This is a genomic window from Synechococcus sp. CBW1108 (genome assembly GCF_015840335.1).
GTDB lineage: Bacteria > Cyanobacteriota > Cyanobacteriia > PCC-6307 > Cyanobiaceae > Cyanobium_A.
Map to the genome: position 1 here is coordinate 88,332 of NZ_CP060395.1, position 20,542 is coordinate 108,873.

Below are 20,542 nucleotides of genomic sequence, written 5' to 3' on the forward strand. Positions count from 1 at the left end.
CGACTGAGTCGCCCGCCCAACAGCCCGCCCTGGCCGGTCTTCAGCTAAAAGGGGCCCCGACCCAACTAGCTGCTCCCTTCCATGGCTCCCCAAAAAACGCCCTCTCCCCGCACCATCAAGCTGCAGATCCTGGGCGCCGTGTTTGTGCCGATCGCGCTGCTGGGGCTCTGGCTGCGCTCCCAGGGCTTCTGGTGAGGTGATGTACCGCATGGATCACCACACCCCAGATCAGCAGATCGGGATCCTCCCCCTGGAGGGCGATCGCGGGGCTGGTGCCATCACTGGCCACCAGCCGCCACTGGCCCGGGCGCCCTTCCAGCCGACGCAGCACAAAGCCACCCTGGTGCACTGCCACCACTGTGGAACCTGAGCGCGGAGCCACGCTGCGGTCAACCACCAACAGATCACCGTGGTGGATGCCATCGCCACGCATGGCGTCACCATCCACGCGCATCAGGAAGCTGGAACTGGGGCGCGGCATCAGAACCCCATTGAGATCGATCACGGCCTCGACGTAATCGTCGGCGGGGCTGGGGAATCCCGCGGAAACCGACTCCAGCGCCAGGGGCAGGAGCAGGGGAGGCTGATCCTGGGAGAGGGGGCCCAGCCAAACCAGGTCACCAGCTAGATCGCTAGAGGGATCGCTAGAGATATCGCAATCCATGGCACCCGAACCCCGCCAGCGCGAAAGCTCAGCAATAGTACGCCCGTATCAATCGCCGCAGCCACGGCGCACCACCTCGGCCCGCAGGGCCATGAGCTCACGGGCTTCGGGCAGCCGGGGAGAGAACAGCAGCGCCCAGGCCAACGACACGTCGCCCCCATCCAGGGCTGTCTCGATGGCCGCAAGCCAGGCCGACGGGCGCTGGCCGAGGGAGCGCATCAGGGCTTCGGTGCTGGCCATCCGCTGGGCCGATGCACCCACCAGCTGCACATGGGCAAAGGCACCCTCGGGGGCCTGCCGGGGCCGCAGGCGCAACAGCACAACCTCACCTGGGCTGATCGGATCGAGGGGCCAGCTCAAGGGGGCCTGGAAGGTTTTGCCCGCAGCCGCCCGCTGCTGCCACACCAGGCGGCCCTGGCGTTCGATGCGAAGTTCCAGCAGCGGATCAATCACCACCAGCTGGGGCCGGGGCGTGGGCACCAGGCCAAGGGCATCGCCCTCGTGCACCGCTTCCACCCGGGGAGACACCACGCAGACCGCCACCGGCGCTGCCGGCCCCTGCAGGGCCAGGGCCGGCAGCGCCGCCAACACCCCCAACCAAGTCAGGAGCACAGAGATGACAGGGGGTCTGCTCAAGCGAACCTGCCCGAAGCCGTGGCCGGGATCAGCCAGAACAATCTCAGAGACTAGGTGGCTGACTGAGGGCACCAGCACAGCTGGAGCCCCCACCGGCCGTGCAGCCGAAACAGTGGTCGGCCACCGCAATCGGATCCCCGGCGGGATCGTGGACCAGGAGGTCCCGCAGGTGGGGCCGGGGCCGGCTGGGCGGGGCCGTCACCAGGCCCAGCTGCTGGTTGAAGTCACAGTCGAACAGCCAGCCTTGCCAGTCAACGCTGATCAGGGAGCGGCACATCACCTGCTCGAGATTTTCGCTGCGGTGGCGGGTCTGCAACAGCTCCTGGTAGGGCTCCAGCTGGCCCCGCGCCTGGAGCCAGCTGGCAAAGCGCTGGATCGGCATGTTGGCCAGGGCGTAGAGGCTGGTGAACACCACCCCGTGCTCGCTGGCCAGCACCCGGCGGTAATCGGCTTCCAGCTGGGCCTGGGGGGGAGGCAAGGCGGGGCCCTGGGGGTTGTAGACGAGGTGGAGGCCAGGCCCCCCGCCTGGCTTGCCGTAGCCAAGGGCATTGAGCTGGCGCAGGGCCGCGATGCTGCGGGCAAACACGCCTGATCCCCGCTGAAGATCAACGTTGGCCGCCAAGTAACAGGGCAGGGAGGCCACCACCGTGACGCCCTGCTCTGCCAGGAAGCGGGCCAGATCCTCCTGACCCGGCTCCGAAAGGATGGTGAGGTTGCAGCGATCGATCACCTCGACCCCCAGCCGCCGGGCCGCCACCACCAGCTCCCGGAACTGGGGATGGAGCTCCGGCGCCCCACCGGTGAGGTCCAGGCAGCCGAGGCCCCGGGCGGCCAGCACCTTCGGGATCAGGGACAGGGTGTCCCCATCCATCGCTTCGGTGCGGGTGGGCCCCGCATCCACATGGCAGTGGCTGCAGGCCTGATTGCAGCGGTAGCCGAGGTTCACCTGCAGGGTGGTGAGGGGGCCGCGGCGGAGTGGGGGAAACGCCAGGTGGTGCGTTTTCAAACAGCTCCATCCTGCCCGCTCACCATGACCGACGATGGGTCCATCGCCTGCCCAAAGTTTGCGATGTTGCAGCAGCCCCCCCGCGGCTACGTCACCCTGGCCCGGCTGGGACTGGTGGCCAACGCCCTGGCCATACCGGTTGGCCTGGCGGTGATTCTGCTCGACAGCTGGCGCACGCCGAATCTCGTGGTTGGGGCGAGTGCGGTGCTGCCCACCGCGGTGGTGGGGCTGGTGGCCTCGATCGGCCTGCTGAAATGGCGCGCCTGGGGGCAAATCCTGGCGATCGTGGCCCTGGCCATGGCCCTGGCGGTGGCCCTGCCTTACGGCATCGTGCGCCTGGCCCTGTTGAGCGAGGGCAGGCTGGTGACGGCCCTGCTCTCTGGCCTGCTCTGGAGCGCCACTACTGCCGCCCTGGTGTTCTGGTGTCGGCCGTGCATCAGGCGCTACCTGATCTGAGCCCGTAGGGGCCGCTGGCGCCAAAGCTGCAGGCGATACGGGAAGATGTTGTCAAGGTGACAGTTTTCAGCTGGCACAGGCGCGATTATCTCCCTATTAGTCCAATTGAGCAGAGAAGCTAGACATGGCCAGTTTCCGTCCCCAATCCACGACCCACGTGCGCCACTACAGGCTGGTGGATCGCCAGGGGGCCCCCCACCCGGTGCTTGATGATCTCTACGAGTCCCTCGATGCCGCCTGGTCTGAGGGCATGGGGTGGTGGCAGGAGCACTACGGCAGTAGCCAGGAGCCGGTGGATATCGGCGTTGAGGTGAGCACCGCCAGCGGTGACTGGCGGACCCTGCGTTTTCCAGGATGCTGAGCTCACCTGAGCCAGGCTGAGCCGCCAGAGGACTGATCAGCCGACCTGCACCCCCTTCCAGAAGGCAACCCGGCCCAAAATGGAGGCGGCGGCCTGCTTGGGCTCCGGATAGAACCAAACGGCGTTGGCATTCACCTGACCGTCCACCACCAGGTCGTAGTAATGGGCCGTGCCCTTCCAACCGCACACCGAGGTGTGACTGGAAGGACGAATACAACTGGAATCCAGCGAATCGAGGGGGAAGTAGGCGTTGCCATCCACGGTGACGATGTCATCACTGCTGGCAATCACCCGACCATTCCACTGGGCTTGCATGGGCATTTGGCCGCAACTAGGGGATCATTGTGGCAACCAGTGGCGTCAAGGCAGGCTGTGTCAGGGCAGGTGGGGGCAGCAGGGGCGGCAGGTGGGGGGTGGGATCGAGGGCCAGAAGACTGGGGCCCCGGCGGCGCAGCTCAAAGTGCAGGTGGGGGCCACTGGCCGAGCCCGTCATGCCCACCGCCCCCAGCACCTCCCCCTGACTGAGCCGCTGACCCGTCGCCACGCTGGTGCTGAGCAGGTGGGCGTAGAGGGTTTGCCAACCGGCACCATGGTCGAGCAGCACGGTGGTGCCATAACCACTGATCGACTCCACCAGCAGCACCCGGCCGGCGCTGGCAGCGAGCACAGGCGTGCCCTCGTCGGCGGCCAGATCCACCCCGGTGTGCATGCGCCAGGCGCCCCGGCGCTGGGAATAGCGCCAGCCCCAGGGGTCCATGCCGGCGGCGAAGCGCTTGAGGGGATAGGTCAGGGCCGGCGGCCTGGCAGCCTCCCCCAGAGACTGGGCTGGGGAGGCCGGGGCAAGGGAGGCAGAAGCGAGCGCCCCCTCAGGCTGCACATCCGCCACCGCAACCTCTAGCGGCAGCTTCTTGGGCATGGGCACTGGCGGCTCGGCCTAGGCCCGCAGGGTTGGAGGACCGGCGAACCCGACCCACACGAGAAGCACCAGGGACCAGCGCCAACTTGCCATAGGGCAGACGATGGCTCAGGGCCAATCGGGGTCGTAGATGCGCAAGGTGCCAAATCCCACCGGTGCTGGCGAGGGATTAGGGCCAGCTGGGAAGGCGGTCACCTGGAACATGTAGGTGTCTGAGCTGGCCGGATTGTTCCAGGGCTTCAACACCACGGTGACGGTTTGCCCAGGTGAAATCGGCTCGGGGAATCGGAGTGTGAAGCGGCGCGCATCACTTTCAAAGCTGGCCTCGACCGGCACCCGGGCACCCTGGCGGCGGGGCCGCCCGAGGAACGCCGAGGTGCGCTCGACAAAGAACTGAAACCGAGTGTCCACGCCGCGGGTCTGCTGAATGGTCAGGCCACCGAGGGAGGCCCCGGCCTCGGGATCGAGGCTGATGGTGAAGTAGTACTCGGCGCGGCTTTGCCAAACGGTGGTGTAGTAACTCACCAGGTCCACATTCCAGGGGGGCCTGGTGAAGTAGGTGGAGCCCCGCAGTTCCATAGCAACAGCTGCGGAGGCCAGAGCTGCGGGGGCCAGGCAGGTGGCACTCAAGTAGGTGGCGCCCAGGCAAGCCGACAGGGCCCAGCCGGGGGCAATCCGGCGGAGGGGAGGGAGCGGCACCGACGATCAGGCGAGTGGCAAAACCCTAGGTGGGGTCTGCAGAAATGGCTGGGGATCCTGGTCGCGCCGGTGGGCCACGGGAATGGCCGGCCCCTGGAGAGCGCCATCCTGGGGATCCAGGGCCGCAGTGGCCTCCAGGGCCTGGCGCAAGCGGCGGGCCGCATGGAGGGGCATGTCGCGGGGCACGCTGATTCGATCCCGCAGGTAGCGCAGGGAGGCGGCACTGCCGGGCGGCGGCGGCAGCGCCCCACCCCGGATCAGGGCAGTGAGGGCCGTTCGTAGGGGCAGATCGAAACCCGCCGCCCCCGCTGGGTTCCTGGCCAGGATCGGAGCACGGTGCTTCAACACCCGGCCCAGGGCCACAGCCGCGGAGTGGGCTGGTTCGGCCTGGCTGGTTTCCGGATCGGGCGCCTCGATCGGCCAGGGGCCCCGATCAATCCGGGCGGCCAGCTGCCGCTGGACCTCCGAGCCACTGGCGTAGCAGCCGCCCATCTGGGGCGGTAGGTCGTGGGCGTGGGTGTGAAAGTCGCTCTGGGTGCCGAGGTAGATGGGGCGCTGCTCCAGCGCAGCAAACCAACGGTCTATGGCGGGGTACTGGCGGCGCAGCAGGAAGCCTTTGTAATAAGCCAGGCTTGCCGCCATGCGCTCCACGTAGGGCACGAACACCAGATCGGCGCTGCTGAGCTCCCCCAGCAGGAAGGGGCCGGGCTGCAGCTCAAGAGCCTGCTGAAAGGCAGCGGCCATTTGGGCGAAGGCGGCCTGGGCTGAAGCCTCCTGCCGAGGCCCGAGCCCCGGCGCGCAGAGCCACTGGCACCAGGCCCGGAAAAGCAGCCGCTCCAGCTGGCGCAACTGGAGCAGTTCGGGGTCGCCCATGGCCGGCCCCAGGCTGCCGAAGGCCCGCTCCAGAGCCTCGAGGATGCGATCACTCTCGGTGATCAGGCGCCCATCGAGCTGGAGGGCGGGCAGCATGCCTGAAGGCACCAGCCCCTTGAACCAGGCCTCCTTGTCGCCGTAGCAGAACATGGTGACTTTGCGGATCCGGTAAGGGATCCGCTTTTCCTCGAGCCAGAGCCACACCTTCTGGCAGTAGGGGCACCAGGCATGGTGGTCACGGAAGAGGGTGACCCGCACGGCCTGCTCCGGCTGGCCAAAAAGACGCAGGCTGGCTTGGGCGTTGGTAGGGCCCAGGTCTGGATCCGGCTGGTCGCACGAGAGAAGCTGGAGCTCAACCCAACTCAAGGCAGCGCCTGGTTTGGCCAGGGCAGGGGCTGGGGGGCTCAATCCAGGGTGGCGTCGCCAGTTTCGCCGGTGCGGATCCGGATGGAATTTTCCACAGGGGTGACGGTGATCTTGCCGTCGCCGACTTCGCCGGTGCGGGCAGCGGCCTGAATCGCCTCGAGCACACCGGCCACCGCAGAGTCGGTGACAACCGTTGTGATCATCATCTTGGGGAGCAGGCGCGCCTCGATTTTCACGCCTCGGTAGACCTCGGTGTAGCCCATCTGCTTGCCGAAACCCTGGACAGATGAAACGGTCAGACCATTGATGCCAAGAGCAACAAGGGCCTCCTTGACCGGTTCGAGCTTTTCAGGACGGATAATGGCTTGAATCTGTTTCACGCGTTAGCAGTGGCAATCGTTTTGTTCTTAGCGAAAAGCAGGCGCTCCTTCTGTAGCAATCGATTCAAAGCCCGCCAAGGGATCCGGGCCCAGTGAAAGACCCGCATCGGCGAACCCAGCCCCAAGGGGCAAGGGCTACGAAGAACCAGGATTTCGCCTTTTACACATGTAGCTCGGAAACAATGTTCATTGCGAACATTTTAGGGATTTTGTTCAAAAACTTTGCAGGCAAGAGCGAATCAATGCTGCGAGGCTCCGAACCCCTGCCTGGGCGCAATTTGGTAACAAAACGAACATCCCATCTCCCTGTGAGAGCTCATTGTTCTCGACGTTGGGATTTCGACCATCCCCCATCTGCGCAGCCGTCCTTCTGAACTGCCCATGACCATTGCATCCACCCCTCCGAGGCGCAGACGCCTCCACGAGGCCAGCCTCTCCGAAGGTCCCATGATGTTGTTCCGCAGCATTCGCGGATTCAGCAGCAGTCGTTCCCTTGTTTGGCTGGCCTGCGTACCCCTGGCCCTTTTTGGCCTGGGTGTATTCAATCTCTCAGCCCACGCAGCCGAGCTTCCGGAGCTCACTCCGGCATTCCTTGCCAACAATCTCTTCCTGCTGATCAGCGCGATTCTGGTGATCTTCATGAACGCCGGTTTCGCCATGGTGGAAGCCGGGCTATGCCGCCAGAAGAATGCAGTAAACATTCTCTTCAAGAACCTGCTGGTCTTTGCCGTAGCAGTTAGCGCCTACTGGTTCATCGGCTACAAGCTGATGTACAACGCAGATTGGGTAATTCCTGGCTGGTTGAAGTTCGGGGGCACTTTCTTTGACCCAACCGTCACCCCTGAGATGGTGACCGATGGCAGTTTGGTGCCAAGCATTGATTTCCTCTTTCAGGCTGCCTTCGCTGGCACGGCCGCCACGATCGTTTCAGGTTTGGTGGCGGAACGGATCAAACTGACCACATTTGTAATTTTTTCCATTTTCCTGGTTGGCATCATCTACCCAATCATGGGTAGCTGGCAGTGGAACTTCCCCGATGACGCGGGGCTCGGTGGTGGCTGGCTAAACAACTTAGGATTTATCGATTTTGCCGGCTCCACCGTGGTGCACTCGATGGGTGCCTGGGCTGGGTTGATTGGCGCCATCATCCTTGGCCCCCGGATCGGCAAATTCATCGATGGCAAGCCCCAGGCGATTCCTGGCCACAACATGGCCATCGCCACCTTGGGCTGCCTGATCCTCTGGATCGGCTGGTATGGCTTCAACCCCGGCTCCTGGCTTTCGATGGGAGCAGAAGTTCCCTTTATTGCCGTCACTACCACCCTCGGAGCCGCAGGTGGTGGCATCGCCGCCACCCTGGCCTCCCAGCTGCCGGGTTTCGGTCCAGACAAGCGCCCGGGCAAACCTGACATCACCATGACCATCAACGGCATTCTTGCCGGTCTGGTAAGCGTCACCGCAGGCTGCGACGGGGTTTCGATGACTTCGGCCTGGGTGATGGGTTTCATCGGAGGCATCGTGGTCGTCTTCTCGGTGGCAATCATTGATAACCTCAAAATCGACGATCCAGTCGGAGCCTTTTCCGTCCACGGAACCTGTGGTATCTGGGGAACCCTGGCGGTGGGCCTTTTCAACACCGACAAGGGCCTATTCACCGGCCATGGCTTCTCCCAGCTAGGCATTCAGTTTGTCGGCTGCCTGGCCTATGCAGTGGTCACGATCGTTGCATCGTTGCTTCTCTGGTCAATCATCGGCGCCTTCTTTGGCGGTATCCGGGTTGACGCTGAAGAAGAAACAGTGGGTCTCGACATCGGCGAACACGGCATGGAGGCCTATCCAGACTTCGCCGCTGCGGCCAAGTAGGGATTCAGCCAAGCCACTCAACCAGCAGCCCGCGGCCAACCGCGGGCTTTTTTGTGCTCGAAATATTGGGCGCAAACATTTGGCGGAGTGCTCCAGACCATGCCGAACTAAGCAGCCAGCCGGCGTTTGCGCAGGTCGTCGGCCAGCATCACCACCAGGGGCGCCAGTAACACCAAGGGGCCAAGCCTGGCATCGAAAGGGGTCATGGCAAATTGGCCGGAAAGGGGTGGCCAGCCCAGCAGCAAGGCCGTGAAACCAACCTCCACCCCAACCCCTAGCATGAGAAGGGGGTTGCCCAGCCATGGCCGCCGCCCCAGATCAGCCAGGGCGGAGCGCCTCTCACTGCGGCAGGCCAGTGCGGCGCCGATCTGGCCGGCCACGATGCAGGAAAAAGCCACACTGGAGGCCTGCTGCTGGATGGAAGTGAGCACCGGGCCGGCCTGGCCGTGCAGCAGCAGGGGAGCGGCCAGGCGCAACTCGTCCCAGCCCAGCCCGTGCATCCTCCAGGTGAGCAGATAGCCCCCCATGGCCACCACCGCTTCCGCTAGCCCAAGCACCAGATAGGCACGCAGCATCAGGGGACGATCCAACAGCGCAGCCGTGCGGCGGCGGGGCGGCTGGTGCATCAAGCCCGACTCGGGGGGCTCGGCCCCCAGGCCCAGGGCTGGCAGCAGATCGGTGCCCAGATCCACCGCCAGGATCTGCAGCACGGTCAGGGCCGCCGGGATCTGGAAGGTCACCATGGCCAGAAAGGGCGCCATTTCAGCCACGTTGCTGGCCAGCACGTAGGGCAGAAACTTGCGGATATTGGCCACCACACCGCGGCCTTAGCGCACCGCCGTGACGATCGTGGCGAAATTGTCGTCGAGCAACACCACATCGGCGGCCTCCCGAGCCACATCGGTGCCCTCCAGACCCATGGCCACGCCCACATCGGCGGCCCGCAGTGCCGGCGCATCGTTGACCCCATCGCCGGTGACGGCCACCACCTCGCCGAGGGCGCGATAGGCCTGCACCAGCCGCAGCTTCTGCTCGGGAGCCATGCGGGCAAACACCAAGCGGGTGCGGTATTTGAGCAGCTGGCGCAGCTGCACATCGCTGATCCGATCGAGATGGTCACCCTGGATCACCCGCACTGGATCGGCCTGGTCAGGAGCGGCGGGATCAAGCAGGCCGATCTGGCGGGCGATGGCCTGGGCCGTGAGGCCATAGTCACCGGTCACCATCGTCACCTTGATGCCGGCCTGGTGGCACTGGCGGATGGCCTCAGGCACCTCGGGCCGGGGCGGGTCATAGAGCCCAATCAGACCCACCAGGGTGAGCTCCCTCTCCAGCAGATCCGCCGGAGCAGCCAGCAAGCTGTCATCCAGGCAGCGCTGGGCCACGGCTATCACCCGGTAGCCCCGGGCGGCCAGGTCGTCGTTGGCGGCAATGGCCTCGGCGCGCCCCTCGGGAGAGCAGTGGGCCAGCAACTCGAGGGGGGCCCCCTTGGTGATCAGCCGCAGGGCGCCATCGCTCTCCACGATCACGCTCATGCGGCGCCGATGGGAATCAAAGGGCAGCTCCCGGCGGCGGGGCTGGCTCCGCTGCAAAGCCTCAATGCTGGGGTCGCGGGCCCAAGCGGCCAGCAACATGGCCGTCTCGGTGGGATCGCCAAGGGCCCGCACGGCAGCACCGCTGCGATCCAGGCGAGCGTTGGAGCACAGGCATGCTTCACCCAGCAGCCCAGTCTCATTGGCAGGCCCGGCCTGGGGCAACCACAGGGCCTCCACCGCCATCCGGTTGCAGGTGAGGGTGCCGGTCTTGTCGCTGCAGATCACACTCACCGAGCCCAGGGTTTCCACCGCCGAAAGCCTGCGCACGAGGGCCTTCTGGCTGGCCATGCGCTGCACGTTGATGGCCAGGGCCAGGGTGACGGTGGGCAGCAGGCCCTCGGGCACGTTGGCCACGATGATCCCAACCGCAAAAACCAGGCTTTCCATGGGGCCCATCCCCACAAACAGCAGGCTGAGGCTGAAGGTGAAGGCCCCCATCGCCAGGGCGATGGCGGTGATGGTGCGCACGATGTGCCCCACCTGCTGCTCCAGGGTGCTGACGCCGCGGGGGGTGGCAGAGGTGAGGTGGGCGACGTGGCCAAACTCGGTTTCGGCGCCGGTGGCATAGACGATGGCCTCGGCGCGCCCGCTGGCCACGGTGGTGCCCGCCAGAACCAGATTGGCGCGCTCACGGGTAGGAATGACGGCCGCCTTGCCAGGCTCCCCGGCAGCAATCGGATCGGCATGGCGCGCCACCGACAGGGATTCACCGGTGAGCACCGCCAGATCGAGGCTGAGCTCAACGGCCGTGATCAGGCGGGCATCGGCAGGCACCTGATCCCCCTCCTCCAACAGGATCCGATCGCCCGGAACAAGAAGCTCAGCGGAGAGTTGGACGGGCAGGCCATCGCGCCAGAGCCGCACCTGGCGAGGCAGGGAGCGCTTGAGGGCCTCGAGGGTGCGCTCGGCCTAGTAGTCCTGCCAGAAGGAAAACAGGCCGTTGATCAACACCACCGCCCAGATGGCCCAGCCGAGCTGGGGGGTGCCCGCCGCAAATGCCAGGGCGCCGGCCACCCAGAGCAGCAGGGCCATGAAGTGCACCAGCTGGTCAACAAAGCGCAGTAGCAGGGAACGGCGGCGCAGGCTCGGCAGGCGGTTGGGGCCGAACCGCTCGAAGCGCCGCTGGGCCTCCCCTTGGCCCAGGCCCTCGGGGGTGGTCTGCAGCGCCGCCGGCACCGCGGCGGCGGGAAGGCACCAGATCGGCTGGCTGGCCGAGAGCAGCACGGAAGCAGAGGTGACGCGGGCTGTTTCATCATGAACAGGCCCTGCCCCAGCGCCCACCCCCATGCTGAGCCTGCTGATCGATCTGGTGGTGATCTTCGGCCTGTCGGTGCTGGCAACCCTGGTGTGCCACCGGCTGCGGCTGCCTTCGGCGATCGGCCTACTGGTGGGCGGCGTGCTGGCCGGGCCGGAACTGCTCGGCCTGGTGCGCAACCTGCACGAGATTGAGCTGCTGGCCGAGATCGGCGTGGTGCTGCTGCTGTTTGTGATCGGCCTGGAGATCTCCATCGCCGACCTGGCCCGGCTGAAGCGGTACTTTTCGATCGGTGGCAGCGTGCAGTTCTTCGGCACCGCCGCCGTGGTGGCCGCCCTGCTGCTACCCACGGGCCTTAGCCCCCAGCAGATGATCTATCTGGGTTTTGTGGCGGCCCTCTCGAGCACAGCGATCGTGCTGAGAATGCTGCAGGAGCGGGCCGAGCTGGAGACGCCCCACGGCCGCTCGGTGCTGTCGATCCTGATCTATCAGGACATCGGCGTGGTGCCGGTGATGCTGATGGCACCGCTGCTGGCGGGCACTGGTGGCAGCTCAGGCCTGGGAGCCATCGGCCTGCTGCTGGCCAAGGTGGCCCTGGTGGGGGCGTTCGGCTTCTGCGCCTACCGCTGGCTGGTGCCCTTTGTGCTGGAGCGCATCACCCGCACCCGCAGCTCGGAGGCCTTCCTGCTGGGAGTGTTCACGCTCTGTGTGGGCATCGCCGTGCTCACCCAGTCGCTGGGCCTATCGCTCGCCCTGGGGGCCTTCCTGGCAGGCTTCATCCTCTCGGAATCGGATTATTCCCATCAGGCCGTGGCCGTGATGCTGCCGTTCCGGGACGTGCTGATGAGCCTGTTCTTCGTGTCAATCGGCATGTTGCTGAACGTGGGGTTTCTGCTCAGTCACACCTGGCAGATCGGCCTGCTCACCGCCGGCGTGGTGCTGATAAAACCGCTGGTGGGGGCGGTTGCCTCCCTACAGGTGGGGCTGCCCCTGCGCAATTCCGTGCTGGCCGGGGTGGCCCTGGGCCAGGTGGGTGAATTTTCCCTGGTGGCCACCAAGGCCGGGGTGACGGCGGGGCTGCTCAACCAGGCCATCTTCCAAACCGTGCTGGATGTGGCCGTGCTCAGCATGATCGCCACGCCCTTTCTGGTGGCCAGCGGCCCAGCCCTGGCGAGATGGCTTGGCCAGACTCCCCTGCAACGGCTGCAGGAGTCGCGTCGGCTGCAGGAGTCGGCCAGATCGAGCCACACCTACAACGGCCACATCCTGATCGTGGGATTCGGGGTCACGGGCCGCAACCTGGCCCACGCCGCCCGCCGCAGCGATGTGTCCTATGCGGTGGTGGAAGTGAATGCGGGCATCGTCAAGGAAGCCCGGGCCCAGGGGGAACCGATCCACTACGGCGACGCCAGCCAGCCACCGATCCTGGAGCTGGTGCAGGCCAAAGCGGCCCGAGCCATTGTGGTGGTGATCGACGATCCAGCCGGAGCCCGACGGGTAGTGGAGCTCTGCCGGCGGGTGGCCCCCGACGCGTACATCCTGGTGCGCAGCCGCTACCTACGCGAGGTGGAGGCCCTAATGGCCCTGGGGGCCGACGAGGTGATCGCCGATGAGTTGGAGGTGTCGATCGAGGTGTTCTCCAGGGTGCTGGCGCGGATGCTGGTACCCCGGGAAGACATCAAGAACCTGATCGGCGATGTGCGGGGCGAGTGGCGGCGCATGACCCGTGGCCTGGCACGGGAGGCCACCGCAGTACACGACCTGCGGGTGACGGTGCCCAACCTGGCGACCCACAGCCTGCGGCTAGGGGCCGCCTCTCCCCTGCTCGGCACCACCATTGCCACCAGTGGCCTGCGCAGGCAACACGGAATCACGGTGCTGGCGGTGACGCGGCAGGAGGAGACGATCGGCAACCCGCCGGGCGAGCTGGCCTTCCAACAGGGAGACGTGTTGTTTGTGATTGGCCCCAGCGACTGGGAGGCTGATCAGATCCACTGAGCCTGCCAGGTTGGTTCAGGCCAGCAGATCGTTGCGGAGTTTGCGGATGCGCTCCAGCAGCTCGGCGCGCTTCTGCTGCTTGAAGGCATTGCGGGCCAGAAAATTGAGCAAAGTCACCAGGCCCACCAGCTCCAGCAGCCCCCCGAGCAAGGGAATCTCGTTGATCGCCCCAAGGGTGGCGCCTGTTAGGCGCAGAGCCATACCGGCCAGCCCCGCCAGCAGCAGGATGCGCGCCGCTGGCAACAGATCCGCAAGCGACTGGAGCCGGGCGGCGCCGAGCTTCTGCAGCAGCTGGTTGAGAAACTGCAGGGGCAGACCAGGCTCTGCAGCTGGGGGGCTAGGGGAAGTGGGAGCGGGAGCCAGCGGAGCCGGGCTTGCCTGGGGGATGGCTTCAAGAATCTGCTCGGCTGGCAACTCCAGAACCTCTGGCGTCATCTCCGGTGTGAGGGGCGCCGGGAGAGGCTCTGTGAGGGCCGCTTCTGGGCTCAGCGGGGCATTGACTTCAACCAAGTCAGCGGGCGGCAGAGGCCACCGTCTTTATAAGGCGGAGTTCAGCTGGGGGCCAGCCCCTGCTCGTTGAACACCCCCTCAAACAACACCGAACTCAGGTAACGCTCACCGGAATCGGGCAACACCACCACGATTGTCTGGCCAGCAAAACCATCCTCCCGGGCCAGCCGCAGGGCAGCAGTAGTGGCGGCGCCGCAGGAGATGCCAGCCAGGATGCCCTCCTCCTTCATCAGACGGCGGGCCATGGCCACGGCTTCCCCGTCGGTGACGGTTTCGACCCGATCCACCAGATCGAGATCGAGGTTGGCCGGCACGAACCCGGCGCCGATGCCCTGGATCTTGTGGGGTCCGGGCTTGAGCTCCAGGCCGGCCTTGGCCTGGGAGATCACCGGACTGTTGCTGGGCTCCACCGCCACCGCCAGCAGCGACTTGCCGAGGGTTCCCTTGATGTAGCGGCTGACGCCGGTGATGGTGCCACCGGTGCCCACGCCCGCCACCAGCACATCCACCTGGCCGTCGGTGTCGTTCCAGATTTCCGGGCCGGTGGTGTCGTGGTGGATCTGGGGGTTGGCTGGATTGGAGAACTGCTGCAGCAGCACGTAGCGGTCGGGATCTGCGGCAGCCATCTCCTTGGCGGCGCCGATAGCACCGCCCATGCCCATGCGCCCTTCGGTGAGCACCAGCTTGGCGCCGTAGGCCGTGAGCAACTTGCGCCGCTCCAGGCTCATGGTTTCAGGCATGGTGAGGGTGAGCGGAATGCCCTTGGCCGCCGCCACAAAGGCCAGGGCAATGCCCGTGTTGCCGCTGGTGGGCTCCACCAGCTCCTTGCCCGGCCCCAGCAGGCCCTCCTGCTCCGCCCGCCAGATCATGGCCGCCCCAATGCGGCACTTCACCGAAAAGGCAGGGTTGCGGCCCTCGATTTTGGCCAGCACCCGGGCCCCGCATCCCTGGGTCACCCGGTTGAGCTGCACCAAAGGGGTTTTGCCAATGGTGAGGCTGTTGTCGGCATAGATGCTGGTCATCCGATCGGTGCGGGAATGGGACAGACCGGGAGACCGGGTCCACTGGTCAGCCTAGGAATGGCTGTTTGACACCACCTGGGCTTGAAGGTGTCCGTCACACCGAGCGTTCAGCGGGAGTTCAGCGGGAATGGAGCCAAGCAGGAATTGATCAGGCCGGCTCCCACTCAATCTTGACGACATCAATGGGCCCGCGACCGCCCCGATTGAGCTCATTGGCTGCCCGCAGGGCCGCTTCATGGGTATGAAACAGATAGGCCTCTGTGGTGCTGCCCACGTCCACCAAGCGCTGATCTTCGCCGGCAATCGCCACGAATGTGCAGTCACCAAGGCGCTTAAGTGCATAGCGCTCAGCCTGGGTGCAGTCCATCGGATGAGATGGATCTATCTCGGGAGCCCAAAAATGCATGATCCTAGAATCGATAACAATCAAACTAGCCACCCGTCAACGCAGAATCGACCTCTGCGGGGCCAGTTGGGCGAGAGGCCGTTGCAATTAGCAATGGCCTGGACCAATCACCCCAGGCAGGATAAGTTCCAACAGGGCACCGCCTTGGGGCTGATTACAGGCCTGAATGCGGCCACCGTGGGTAGCAGCAATCTGCTGCACAATCGAAAGGCCCAGGCCACTGCCGATACGTTGACTGCGTGCCCTTGAGGGATCGCCCCGGTAGAAGCGTTCAAACAAATGGGCCAGATCATCTTCGCTGAGGCCCGGGCCCTGGTCTGTTACACCCAATTGGCACCATTCGGCGCGACTGTCGATGCTCACCCGCACCACCCCGCCATCGGGGCTATAGCGAAGGGCATTGTCCAGCAGATTGAGCAGGGCACGATGCAGCCTGGAACTGTCGCCGCGCAGTTGCAGCTGGGCAGGGGCATGCAACTCGAGCCGGATTCCGCGCGGGTCGGCCAGGGGCCGCAGGTTGGCCCACACCTGCTGGACCAGGGAGGGCAGGTCCACCAGGCCAGTGCGCTGGGCCGTACCCGGCAGGCTGTTCTCCAGACGCGAAAGTTCGAGCAGATCGCCAACCAGCTCCTGGAGCCGCAGCAATTCCCGCTGTAAGCGCTCCACCAGGCGCACGTTCTGGCTGGTGACCTGGCCGGCCAGGCTGTCGCCAACGAGCAACAGAGCCGTAAGCGGTGTTTTGAGCTCATGGGCCACATCGCTCACCCAACGCTCCTGCTGTTGCAGCTGGGCATCGAGGGAACGACGGCTCTGCAGCTGCACTCCGAGCCAGCCAGCCCGGCCGGGAACAACCATCACGTCGAGGTCGTGGCTGCCGGTGTGCCATTCCAGTCGCTGGGGCCTGTCCTGGCGGCGGGCGATCCTGATGCTGCCAGCCAGGGCGGGGTCGTCACAGATTTCGGCGAAGGGCTGCCCCACCAGCAGCCGGCCCGCATCGAGTTGGAGCAGTCCCTCCGCCCTGGGGTTGATGTGGCCGATGTTGCCAGCCTGATCCAGCAGGATCCAGCCGGTAGCTGAGGAATCCAGCCAGCTCAGCAGCTGCCGGGCCCGGGGCAATCGCTGGCTCAGCCCACCGCGTTGGCGCCAGAGAACGACCAGCAGACAAGACAAACAGCCCAGGCCCGCCCCGACCCCAAAGGCCAGCAGAAAACCAGCCAAATCAAAACTAGCCAAAGCGATAGCCAAAGCCCCGCACCGTCACCAGGTGCACCGGAGCCGAGGGGCTGGCTTCAAGCTTTTCACGCAACCAGCGAATGTGGACATCGACGGTTTTGCTGTCGCCGAAGTAATCAATTCCCCAGAGTTGCTCCAGCAGCTGGTCGCGGCTCCAGACCCGCCTGGGGTTGAGCATGAACAGCTCCAGCAGGCGGTATTCCTTCGGGGAGAGATTCACCTCCAGGCCATCCCGGGTGACCCGGCACTCCTCCTGGAAGAGGCGGAGGTTGGCGTGCTCCAGCACCCGATCCCGGGCGATATGGCTGGTGGAGCGGCGCAGCAGGGCCCGACAACGGGCCACCAGCTCCCTCATGCCGAAGGGCTTGACCAGGTAGTCGTCGGCACCCACCTCCAGGCCCAGCACCCGATCGGTTTCCGTGTCGCGGGCGCTCACCACCAGGATGGGGGTCTGGTTGCTGTGCTGGCGCAGCTGGCGGCAGATATCCAGGCCCCCCAGCCCCGGCAGCATCAGATCGAGCACCACCAGATCGAACCCCTTGACATCGGCGGGACGCTGCAGGAGCTGGAGGGCATCGCGACCGTTGGCGCAGGGCCGCACAACGAAACCCTCCAGTTCAAGGGCCTCACAAATTGTCTCGCGAATCGTTTCGTCGTCTTCGACGACGAGCAAAGAAGGCTGCATCGACCCATTCTCACCGGCCCGGCGCAAAAGCCGGGGTTATCGACGCTTGGGAAGGTGACGCACCACCAGACGCCTCTGGCTATCGATGTGGAGCCAGCCCTCCTCGCGCAGTGTGCCAAGGATGCGGGTCACGGTGACCCGGGTGGTGCTGAGCGCACTGGCAAGCTCCTGGTGGGTGAGCTTGATGTCGAGCCGCAGCCCCTCCTCGCAGGGTTGGCCGTAGTCGTTGGTGAGCAACTCGAGGAAACCGCGCACCCGCTCCTCAATGCGCCGCAGGCCCAGGAGGGCAAGCAGGGCCTCGGACTGGCGGTAGCGAGCGGCCATGCCCTGGAGCAGCCCCATGGCCAGGTGGGGAGAACGCTGGATTTCCTCACAGCTCACGCAGAGCAGGTCCGTACTAACCAGTGTTGTTGCCGAATAGACATCCACGTTGGTGAGGGGATCGCCAAAGGGTTCGTTGGGGCCGGCCAGGCCAAGCAGAAGCTCGTCGCCATGGATGGTGATCGCATTTAGCTTGACCATCCCGCGCACCACCAGCCAGATACTGCGCTTGAGCAGGGGCACCTGGCTGCCCGCGGCGAGGTGCACCAGGCTGCGTTTCTCGTAGCTGGCCTCGAGCAACTCGCGGACACTGTCGCTGCGACCCGGCTGGAGGGAAGGCGTGAACACCATCGCAAACGAAGCCCAGCATTTCCATAAACTTATGGAACGCCCCGACCCACTAGGCAAAGGCCCGGTAGTCCTGTGTTTAAGGGTCGGTTAGGGCCCCCCGCAGGATCCAGAGGATCGAGCGCTGGCGCCACAGCAGCCAGAGCTCGTTGCCATCCCGAATCGAGCGGCCGTTCAAGTCTCCGAGGGCCAGGGGCTCGGCGGCAGCGCTAGCCACACTGCGAATCTCAATCCCCTGGGGCTGGGAACCCAGGCTGGCCGGCAGTGGCTGCTCCTTGGCAGCAGCCCAGATCGAAAGCAGGGCCGGCTCCTGACCCGGAAGCAACCACCACTGGCGCCGCTGCACCGCAACCAGCCCGGCGGAAGCTTCAACGGGCTGCCCCCCCGCTGCCACCTGCCTGGCCAGCAGGAAGGCTTCACCGGGCTGGCGGGGCAGGGGGGAAGGCGGGGAGGAGGACTGGGAAGTGGGCTGGGTCGCAGGAACCGCCTGCCTGCTGGTCGGCGGCGGGACAAGGGAGGCGGGCGGCGGCGGCAGGGCCAGGAGGCCCTGCAAGGGAATGGTGTTCAGGGAGGCCGCCGGTGTAGCTGACGGGGCAGGGCGACTCCAGCTCAACAGGATCGGGGTGTCATCGAGCCGCGCTGGGCTGCGAGGCCGGCGGGCCTCCGGCCAGCCAGCCTGCAGGGCCAGCAGGATCGGCAGCTGCAGGGCCAAGGCAGCCAGCAGGGCGGGAGACCAGCGACGGACCCGGGGGTCAGCCAGCCGCGGCGGCAGGGGCAGGAAGCTGGGTTTCAAGGAAAAGCGGCAAGGAGTCGAGCTGGCTGAGGAGACGACGCACCTCGGCCCAGGAGGTGTCGGGATCAGGCACGAGCCGCAGGCGGACCGGCCTGCGCCGCCGGACCTGCTCGGCCAGCAGGGTGGGGAGCTCGGCGGCGGCGATGGGTTGGTTCAGCAACCTCAACTGGCCGTCGGCGGCGACATTGAGACTGATCACCCCCTCAGCCAGGGAGCGTTGCAGCCGCCGTTGCTGGGGCAGCAGCACCAGGCCAAGGGCAAGGCCACAGAGGGCAGTAGCCAGCAACCCATGGGCCAGGGCCTGGAGCAGCAGGAGCCTGTTCATCGAGCCAAAGGCAGCGCCTCAAACCGAACCGGCAGGGTTGAGTGCTGCTTCAACCAGGCCAGCGAACCTGCCACCTGGGCAGCGCTCAGGGCTCCAGAGGGCTGGAAGCGCAGGGCGACAACGCTGCGCGGCCGGGCCCTCAGGACCCGGGGCACCATGACTGGGGTCAGGGGCATGCCGTTGAGGATCCAGGTGCCCTGGCCTGTGAGGGCCAAAGCCAGGGTTTCACCGGGGGCCCCAACGGATTCGGTGGCAGGCGCGGGGTCGGGCGCAAGCAGCAGGGCCGGCAGGGCCGCAACGGCAAACAGCACCGTGATGGTGCAAGCCGCCAGGGGCACCGGAAGCAGCGTCAGCCAGTTGGCCTTCAGCACTGGCGACTTCATGGCTGGATGCCTGCACCAAGGCCCAACTGCCACTGGCGCAGGCCCTGGTTGAGCAGCAACAGGGCCAACGCCACAAAGGTGAGCTGCAATCCCAGCAGGGTGGGCAGCAACACATCGCCGTAGCCAGCCAGGGGTGAGTTGGCTGGCAACAGCAACTGGGGGCCCAGTTGCCTCAACACGGCCATCAGCCCTGCCGTGGTTCCAATCAGGCCCAACAGGGGGGCCAGCACAACGGCCCCCTGCAGCAGGGGTTCACCCCAGGCCATCTGTCTTTCCCAGGTTTCGAGCACAGCGCGGCGCACCTCAGGGGAAGGGGCCTGGGCCATCGCTGCACCGAACTCCCGCCAGGGGCGCCGGCCACGGCGCCACCATCGCCACCAGAAAGCGCATCGATCAAAGCCAATGGTGAAAACGGCCAACGACAGCACCAATAGGGGCAGGGCAACGGGCCCGCAGGCTTTCCCCAGGGAGAGGGCACATGCCATAGACCAAATAAATCACCGGAAGGTTACGAATTGGCACAGGTCAATGCCGGTTTCCGGCTTGCTTGACATGCCAAGGAAGCCAGCCATGCACCCAGCTGGCCCAGCAGCTCAGGCTGGAGCTGGTAGTAGGTCCAGCGCCCCTCCTCGCGGGCCTCGATCAGGCCGGCCTCCTTCATCACCTTGAGATGGAAGGACAACTTCGACTGGGCAAGCCCAAGCTCGGCCGTGAGCTCGCAAACACAGCGCTCACCTGCGCCCAGGGCCTCAACCACCTGAATACGAATCGGATCAGCCAGAGCCTTGAGCAACTGACGGGCCTGGCCTGCCGCCATAGGCGGTGGAAGCGGGGAGGGGGCTAGGGGCACGGGGGCGAGCCTGGCAGACAGATCAAAGTTAAGTGTTTCGACAAGCCGGGCCAGCTACGCAGGCCCGATCAAGAGGGGTGCCTGGGCTGGGGCGCCTGGTCCCAGTTGGGGTGCGCTAGCTGGCCAAGGGTGGCGGGTGTCAGGCCGCGGCAGACGGGAGTTGATCTCCAACTCAAGGCTGCGGCGAGCGACTGACAGCCTTGCGAATCCACCAGTAGCCGTAGGTGGAAAAGCGGTAGCCCCGTGCCGGATCAAATCGCTCCACTGCGGTGATCAGACCAAGATTACCTGCCTGGATTAAATCCATCATGTCTATACAATTACCACGAATACGACGGCGATATTTTGAGACAATACTGACCACTAAACGCAGATTGGCATTGACCATGCGCTCTAAAGCGCGGCGCCCCTTTCTCGCAGTAGCCCTTGTGGGCTCGGCCTGGTCCAGCCAGGCACGAACCAAGCGACAGTGCTGCAAAACCTCCTCATCTGTTAACAAAGGAATGCGTCCAATTGACTTGAGATAGTCGCCGAGAATGTCTCCCATTAAGCAAGCGGATCAGACCTGCCCATGCTCAACCAAAAGAGCTAAAAATAA

General features: G+C 65.4%; 27 protein-coding genes. 4 read left to right on the plus strand and 23 right to left on the minus strand.

The features are described 5' to 3' along the window. Window positions 1-115 precede the first annotated feature (115 nt). The 3 genes from H8F27_RS00520 to arsS form a co-directional block, all read right to left on the minus strand. The gene (locus H8F27_RS00520; RefSeq protein ID WP_197150128.1) at window positions 116-664 is read right to left on the minus strand and encodes a LexA family transcriptional regulator; all 549 of its coding nucleotides are present in this window, start codon (window positions 662-664) and stop codon (window positions 116-118) included. 48 nt (window positions 665-712) lie between these two features. Then, window positions 713-1,276 carry a hypothetical protein gene (locus H8F27_RS00525; protein WP_231596417.1) on the minus strand — a complete coding sequence of 188 codons (564 nt, stop codon included), beginning with the start codon at window positions 1,274-1,276 and terminating at the stop codon, window positions 713-715. A gap of 67 nt (window positions 1,277-1,343) precedes the next feature. After that, the gene (arsS, locus tag H8F27_RS00530) at window positions 1,344-2,306 is read right to left on the minus strand and encodes an arsenosugar biosynthesis radical SAM (seleno)protein ArsS (RefSeq protein WP_197150144.1); all 963 of its coding nucleotides are present in this window, start codon (window positions 2,304-2,306) and stop codon (window positions 1,344-1,346) included. A gap of 63 nt (window positions 2,307-2,369) precedes the next feature. On the opposite strand from arsS, the gene H8F27_RS00535 reads away from it, so the two are divergent. Together H8F27_RS00535 and H8F27_RS00540 are read left to right on the plus strand one after the other, a co-directional pair. Next, window positions 2,370-2,762, plus strand: a complete 393-nt coding sequence (locus tag H8F27_RS00535) for a Hepatitis C virus core protein (RefSeq protein WP_370594445.1) — start codon at window positions 2,370-2,372, stop codon at window positions 2,760-2,762. A 124-nt stretch (window positions 2,763-2,886) separates the two neighbouring features. Then, complete coding sequence (locus H8F27_RS00540; RefSeq protein ID WP_197150155.1) at window positions 2,887-3,123, plus strand: hypothetical protein; 237 nt, start codon at window positions 2,887-2,889, stop codon at window positions 3,121-3,123. 36 nt (window positions 3,124-3,159) lie between these two features. Here the strand turns inward: H8F27_RS00540 and H8F27_RS00545 are convergent, their stop codons facing one another. The 5 genes from H8F27_RS00545 to H8F27_RS00565 all read right to left on the minus strand — a co-directional run bounded on the left by H8F27_RS00545 (window position 3,160) and on the right by H8F27_RS00565 (window position 6,357). After that, window positions 3,160-3,438: a DUF427 domain-containing protein gene (locus H8F27_RS00545; RefSeq protein ID WP_197153265.1), complete on the minus strand. Its 279-nt coding sequence runs from the start codon at window positions 3,436-3,438 to the stop codon at window positions 3,160-3,162. A gap of 16 nt (window positions 3,439-3,454) precedes the next feature. Then, window positions 3,455-4,039, minus strand: coding sequence for a M23 family metallopeptidase (locus H8F27_RS00550; protein WP_197150157.1), 585 nt, complete (start codon window positions 4,037-4,039; stop codon window positions 3,455-3,457). Between the two features lie 108 nt (window positions 4,040-4,147). Continuing rightward, window positions 4,148-4,738: a DUF2808 domain-containing protein gene (locus H8F27_RS00555; RefSeq protein WP_231596418.1), complete on the minus strand. Its 591-nt coding sequence runs from the start codon at window positions 4,736-4,738 to the stop codon at window positions 4,148-4,150. 6 nt (window positions 4,739-4,744) lie between these two features. Then, window positions 4,745-6,019 (minus strand): glutathione S-transferase, encoded by a 1,275-nt coding sequence (locus tag H8F27_RS00560; protein WP_231596419.1) that lies wholly within the window; start codon window positions 6,017-6,019, stop codon window positions 4,745-4,747. Further along, window positions 6,016-6,357 (minus strand): P-II family nitrogen regulator, encoded by a 342-nt coding sequence (locus H8F27_RS00565; protein ID WP_197150159.1) that lies wholly within the window; start codon window positions 6,355-6,357, stop codon window positions 6,016-6,018. Before H8F27_RS00565 ends, H8F27_RS00560 begins: the two co-directional genes overlap by 4 nt. Before the next feature lie 381 nt (window positions 6,358-6,738). Between H8F27_RS00565 and H8F27_RS00570 the strand changes: the two genes are divergently transcribed. Beyond that, entirely contained in the window at window positions 6,739-8,220 is a 1,482-nt protein-coding gene (locus H8F27_RS00570) for an ammonium transporter (protein WP_197150161.1), read from the plus strand. Window positions 8,221-8,327: 107 nt separating this feature from the next. On the opposite strand, the gene H8F27_RS17350 is transcribed toward H8F27_RS00570, so the two are convergent. The 3 genes from H8F27_RS17350 to H8F27_RS17360 are packed head-to-tail and all read right to left on the minus strand — an operon-like array spanning window position 8,328 to window position 11,039. Next, on the minus strand, window positions 8,328-9,038 hold the full coding sequence (locus tag H8F27_RS17350; protein WP_231596420.1) for a cation-translocating P-type ATPase: 711 nt from the start codon (window positions 9,036-9,038) through the stop codon (window positions 8,328-8,330). Window positions 9,039-9,047: 9 nt separating this feature from the next. Next, complete coding sequence (locus tag H8F27_RS17355; protein WP_231596421.1) at window positions 9,048-10,679, minus strand: cation-transporting P-type ATPase; 1,632 nt, start codon at window positions 10,677-10,679, stop codon at window positions 9,048-9,050. Window positions 10,680-10,724: 45 nt separating this feature from the next. After that, the gene (locus tag H8F27_RS17360; RefSeq protein ID WP_231596422.1) at window positions 10,725-11,039 is read right to left on the minus strand and encodes a cation-transporting P-type ATPase; all 315 of its coding nucleotides are present in this window, start codon (window positions 11,037-11,039) and stop codon (window positions 10,725-10,727) included. Between the two features lie 61 nt (window positions 11,040-11,100). Here H8F27_RS17360 and H8F27_RS00580 point away from each other — a divergent pair, with 61 nt between their 5' ends. Next, a complete protein-coding gene (locus H8F27_RS00580; RefSeq protein WP_197150171.1) occupies window positions 11,101-13,068 on the plus strand; it encodes a cation:proton antiporter in 1,968 nt (655 codons plus the stop codon). 15 nt (window positions 13,069-13,083) lie between these two features. Here H8F27_RS00580 and H8F27_RS00585 read toward each other — a convergent pair whose 3' ends face one another. The 12 genes from H8F27_RS00585 to H8F27_RS00640 all read right to left on the minus strand — a co-directional run bounded on the left by H8F27_RS00585 (window position 13,084) and on the right by H8F27_RS00640 (window position 20,491). Then, window positions 13,084-13,503, minus strand: coding sequence for a CAAD domain-containing protein (locus H8F27_RS00585; protein ID WP_197150174.1), 420 nt, complete (start codon window positions 13,501-13,503; stop codon window positions 13,084-13,086). Between the two features lie 116 nt (window positions 13,504-13,619). Next, window positions 13,620-14,600 (minus strand): cysteine synthase A, encoded by a 981-nt coding sequence (gene cysK, locus H8F27_RS00590; RefSeq protein WP_197150176.1) that lies wholly within the window; start codon window positions 14,598-14,600, stop codon window positions 13,620-13,622. A 148-nt stretch (window positions 14,601-14,748) separates the two neighbouring features. Continuing rightward, complete coding sequence (locus H8F27_RS00595; protein WP_197150178.1) at window positions 14,749-14,967, minus strand: hypothetical protein; 219 nt, start codon at window positions 14,965-14,967, stop codon at window positions 14,749-14,751. 126 nt (window positions 14,968-15,093) lie between these two features. Next, a complete protein-coding gene (locus H8F27_RS00600) occupies window positions 15,094-16,224 on the minus strand; it encodes a cell wall metabolism sensor histidine kinase WalK (RefSeq protein ID WP_231596423.1) in 1,131 nt (376 codons plus the stop codon). Window positions 16,225-16,231: 7 nt separating this feature from the next. Further along, entirely contained in the window at window positions 16,232-16,924 is a 693-nt protein-coding gene (locus H8F27_RS00605; RefSeq protein WP_197150181.1) for a response regulator transcription factor, read from the minus strand. Window positions 16,925-16,960: 36 nt separating this feature from the next. Then, the gene (locus H8F27_RS00610) at window positions 16,961-17,596 is read right to left on the minus strand and encodes a Crp/Fnr family transcriptional regulator (protein ID WP_197150192.1); all 636 of its coding nucleotides are present in this window, start codon (window positions 17,594-17,596) and stop codon (window positions 16,961-16,963) included. Between the two features lie 76 nt (window positions 17,597-17,672). Continuing rightward, window positions 17,673-18,386: a hypothetical protein gene (locus H8F27_RS00615; RefSeq protein WP_197150194.1), complete on the minus strand. Its 714-nt coding sequence runs from the start codon at window positions 18,384-18,386 to the stop codon at window positions 17,673-17,675. Beyond that, window positions 18,346-18,711: a hypothetical protein gene (locus H8F27_RS00620; RefSeq protein ID WP_197150195.1), complete on the minus strand. Its 366-nt coding sequence runs from the start codon at window positions 18,709-18,711 to the stop codon at window positions 18,346-18,348. Before H8F27_RS00620 ends, H8F27_RS00615 begins: the two co-directional genes overlap by 41 nt. Further along, complete coding sequence (locus H8F27_RS00625; RefSeq protein WP_197150197.1) at window positions 18,708-19,094, minus strand: hypothetical protein; 387 nt, start codon at window positions 19,092-19,094, stop codon at window positions 18,708-18,710. Before H8F27_RS00625 ends, H8F27_RS00620 begins: the two co-directional genes overlap by 4 nt. Continuing rightward, window positions 19,091-19,579, minus strand: coding sequence for a MotA/TolQ/ExbB proton channel family protein (locus tag H8F27_RS00630; protein ID WP_197150207.1), 489 nt, complete (start codon window positions 19,577-19,579; stop codon window positions 19,091-19,093). The genes H8F27_RS00625 and H8F27_RS00630 overlap by 4 nt, the downstream gene beginning before the upstream one ends. 23 nt (window positions 19,580-19,602) lie before the next feature. Continuing rightward, entirely contained in the window at window positions 19,603-19,944 is a 342-nt protein-coding gene (locus tag H8F27_RS00635) for an ArsR/SmtB family transcription factor (RefSeq protein ID WP_370594446.1), read from the minus strand. A 172-nt stretch (window positions 19,945-20,116) separates the two neighbouring features. Continuing rightward, entirely contained in the window at window positions 20,117-20,491 is a 375-nt protein-coding gene (locus H8F27_RS00640) for a sigma-70 family RNA polymerase sigma factor (protein ID WP_197153270.1), read from the minus strand. Between the last annotated feature and the right edge of the window lie 51 nt (window positions 20,492-20,542).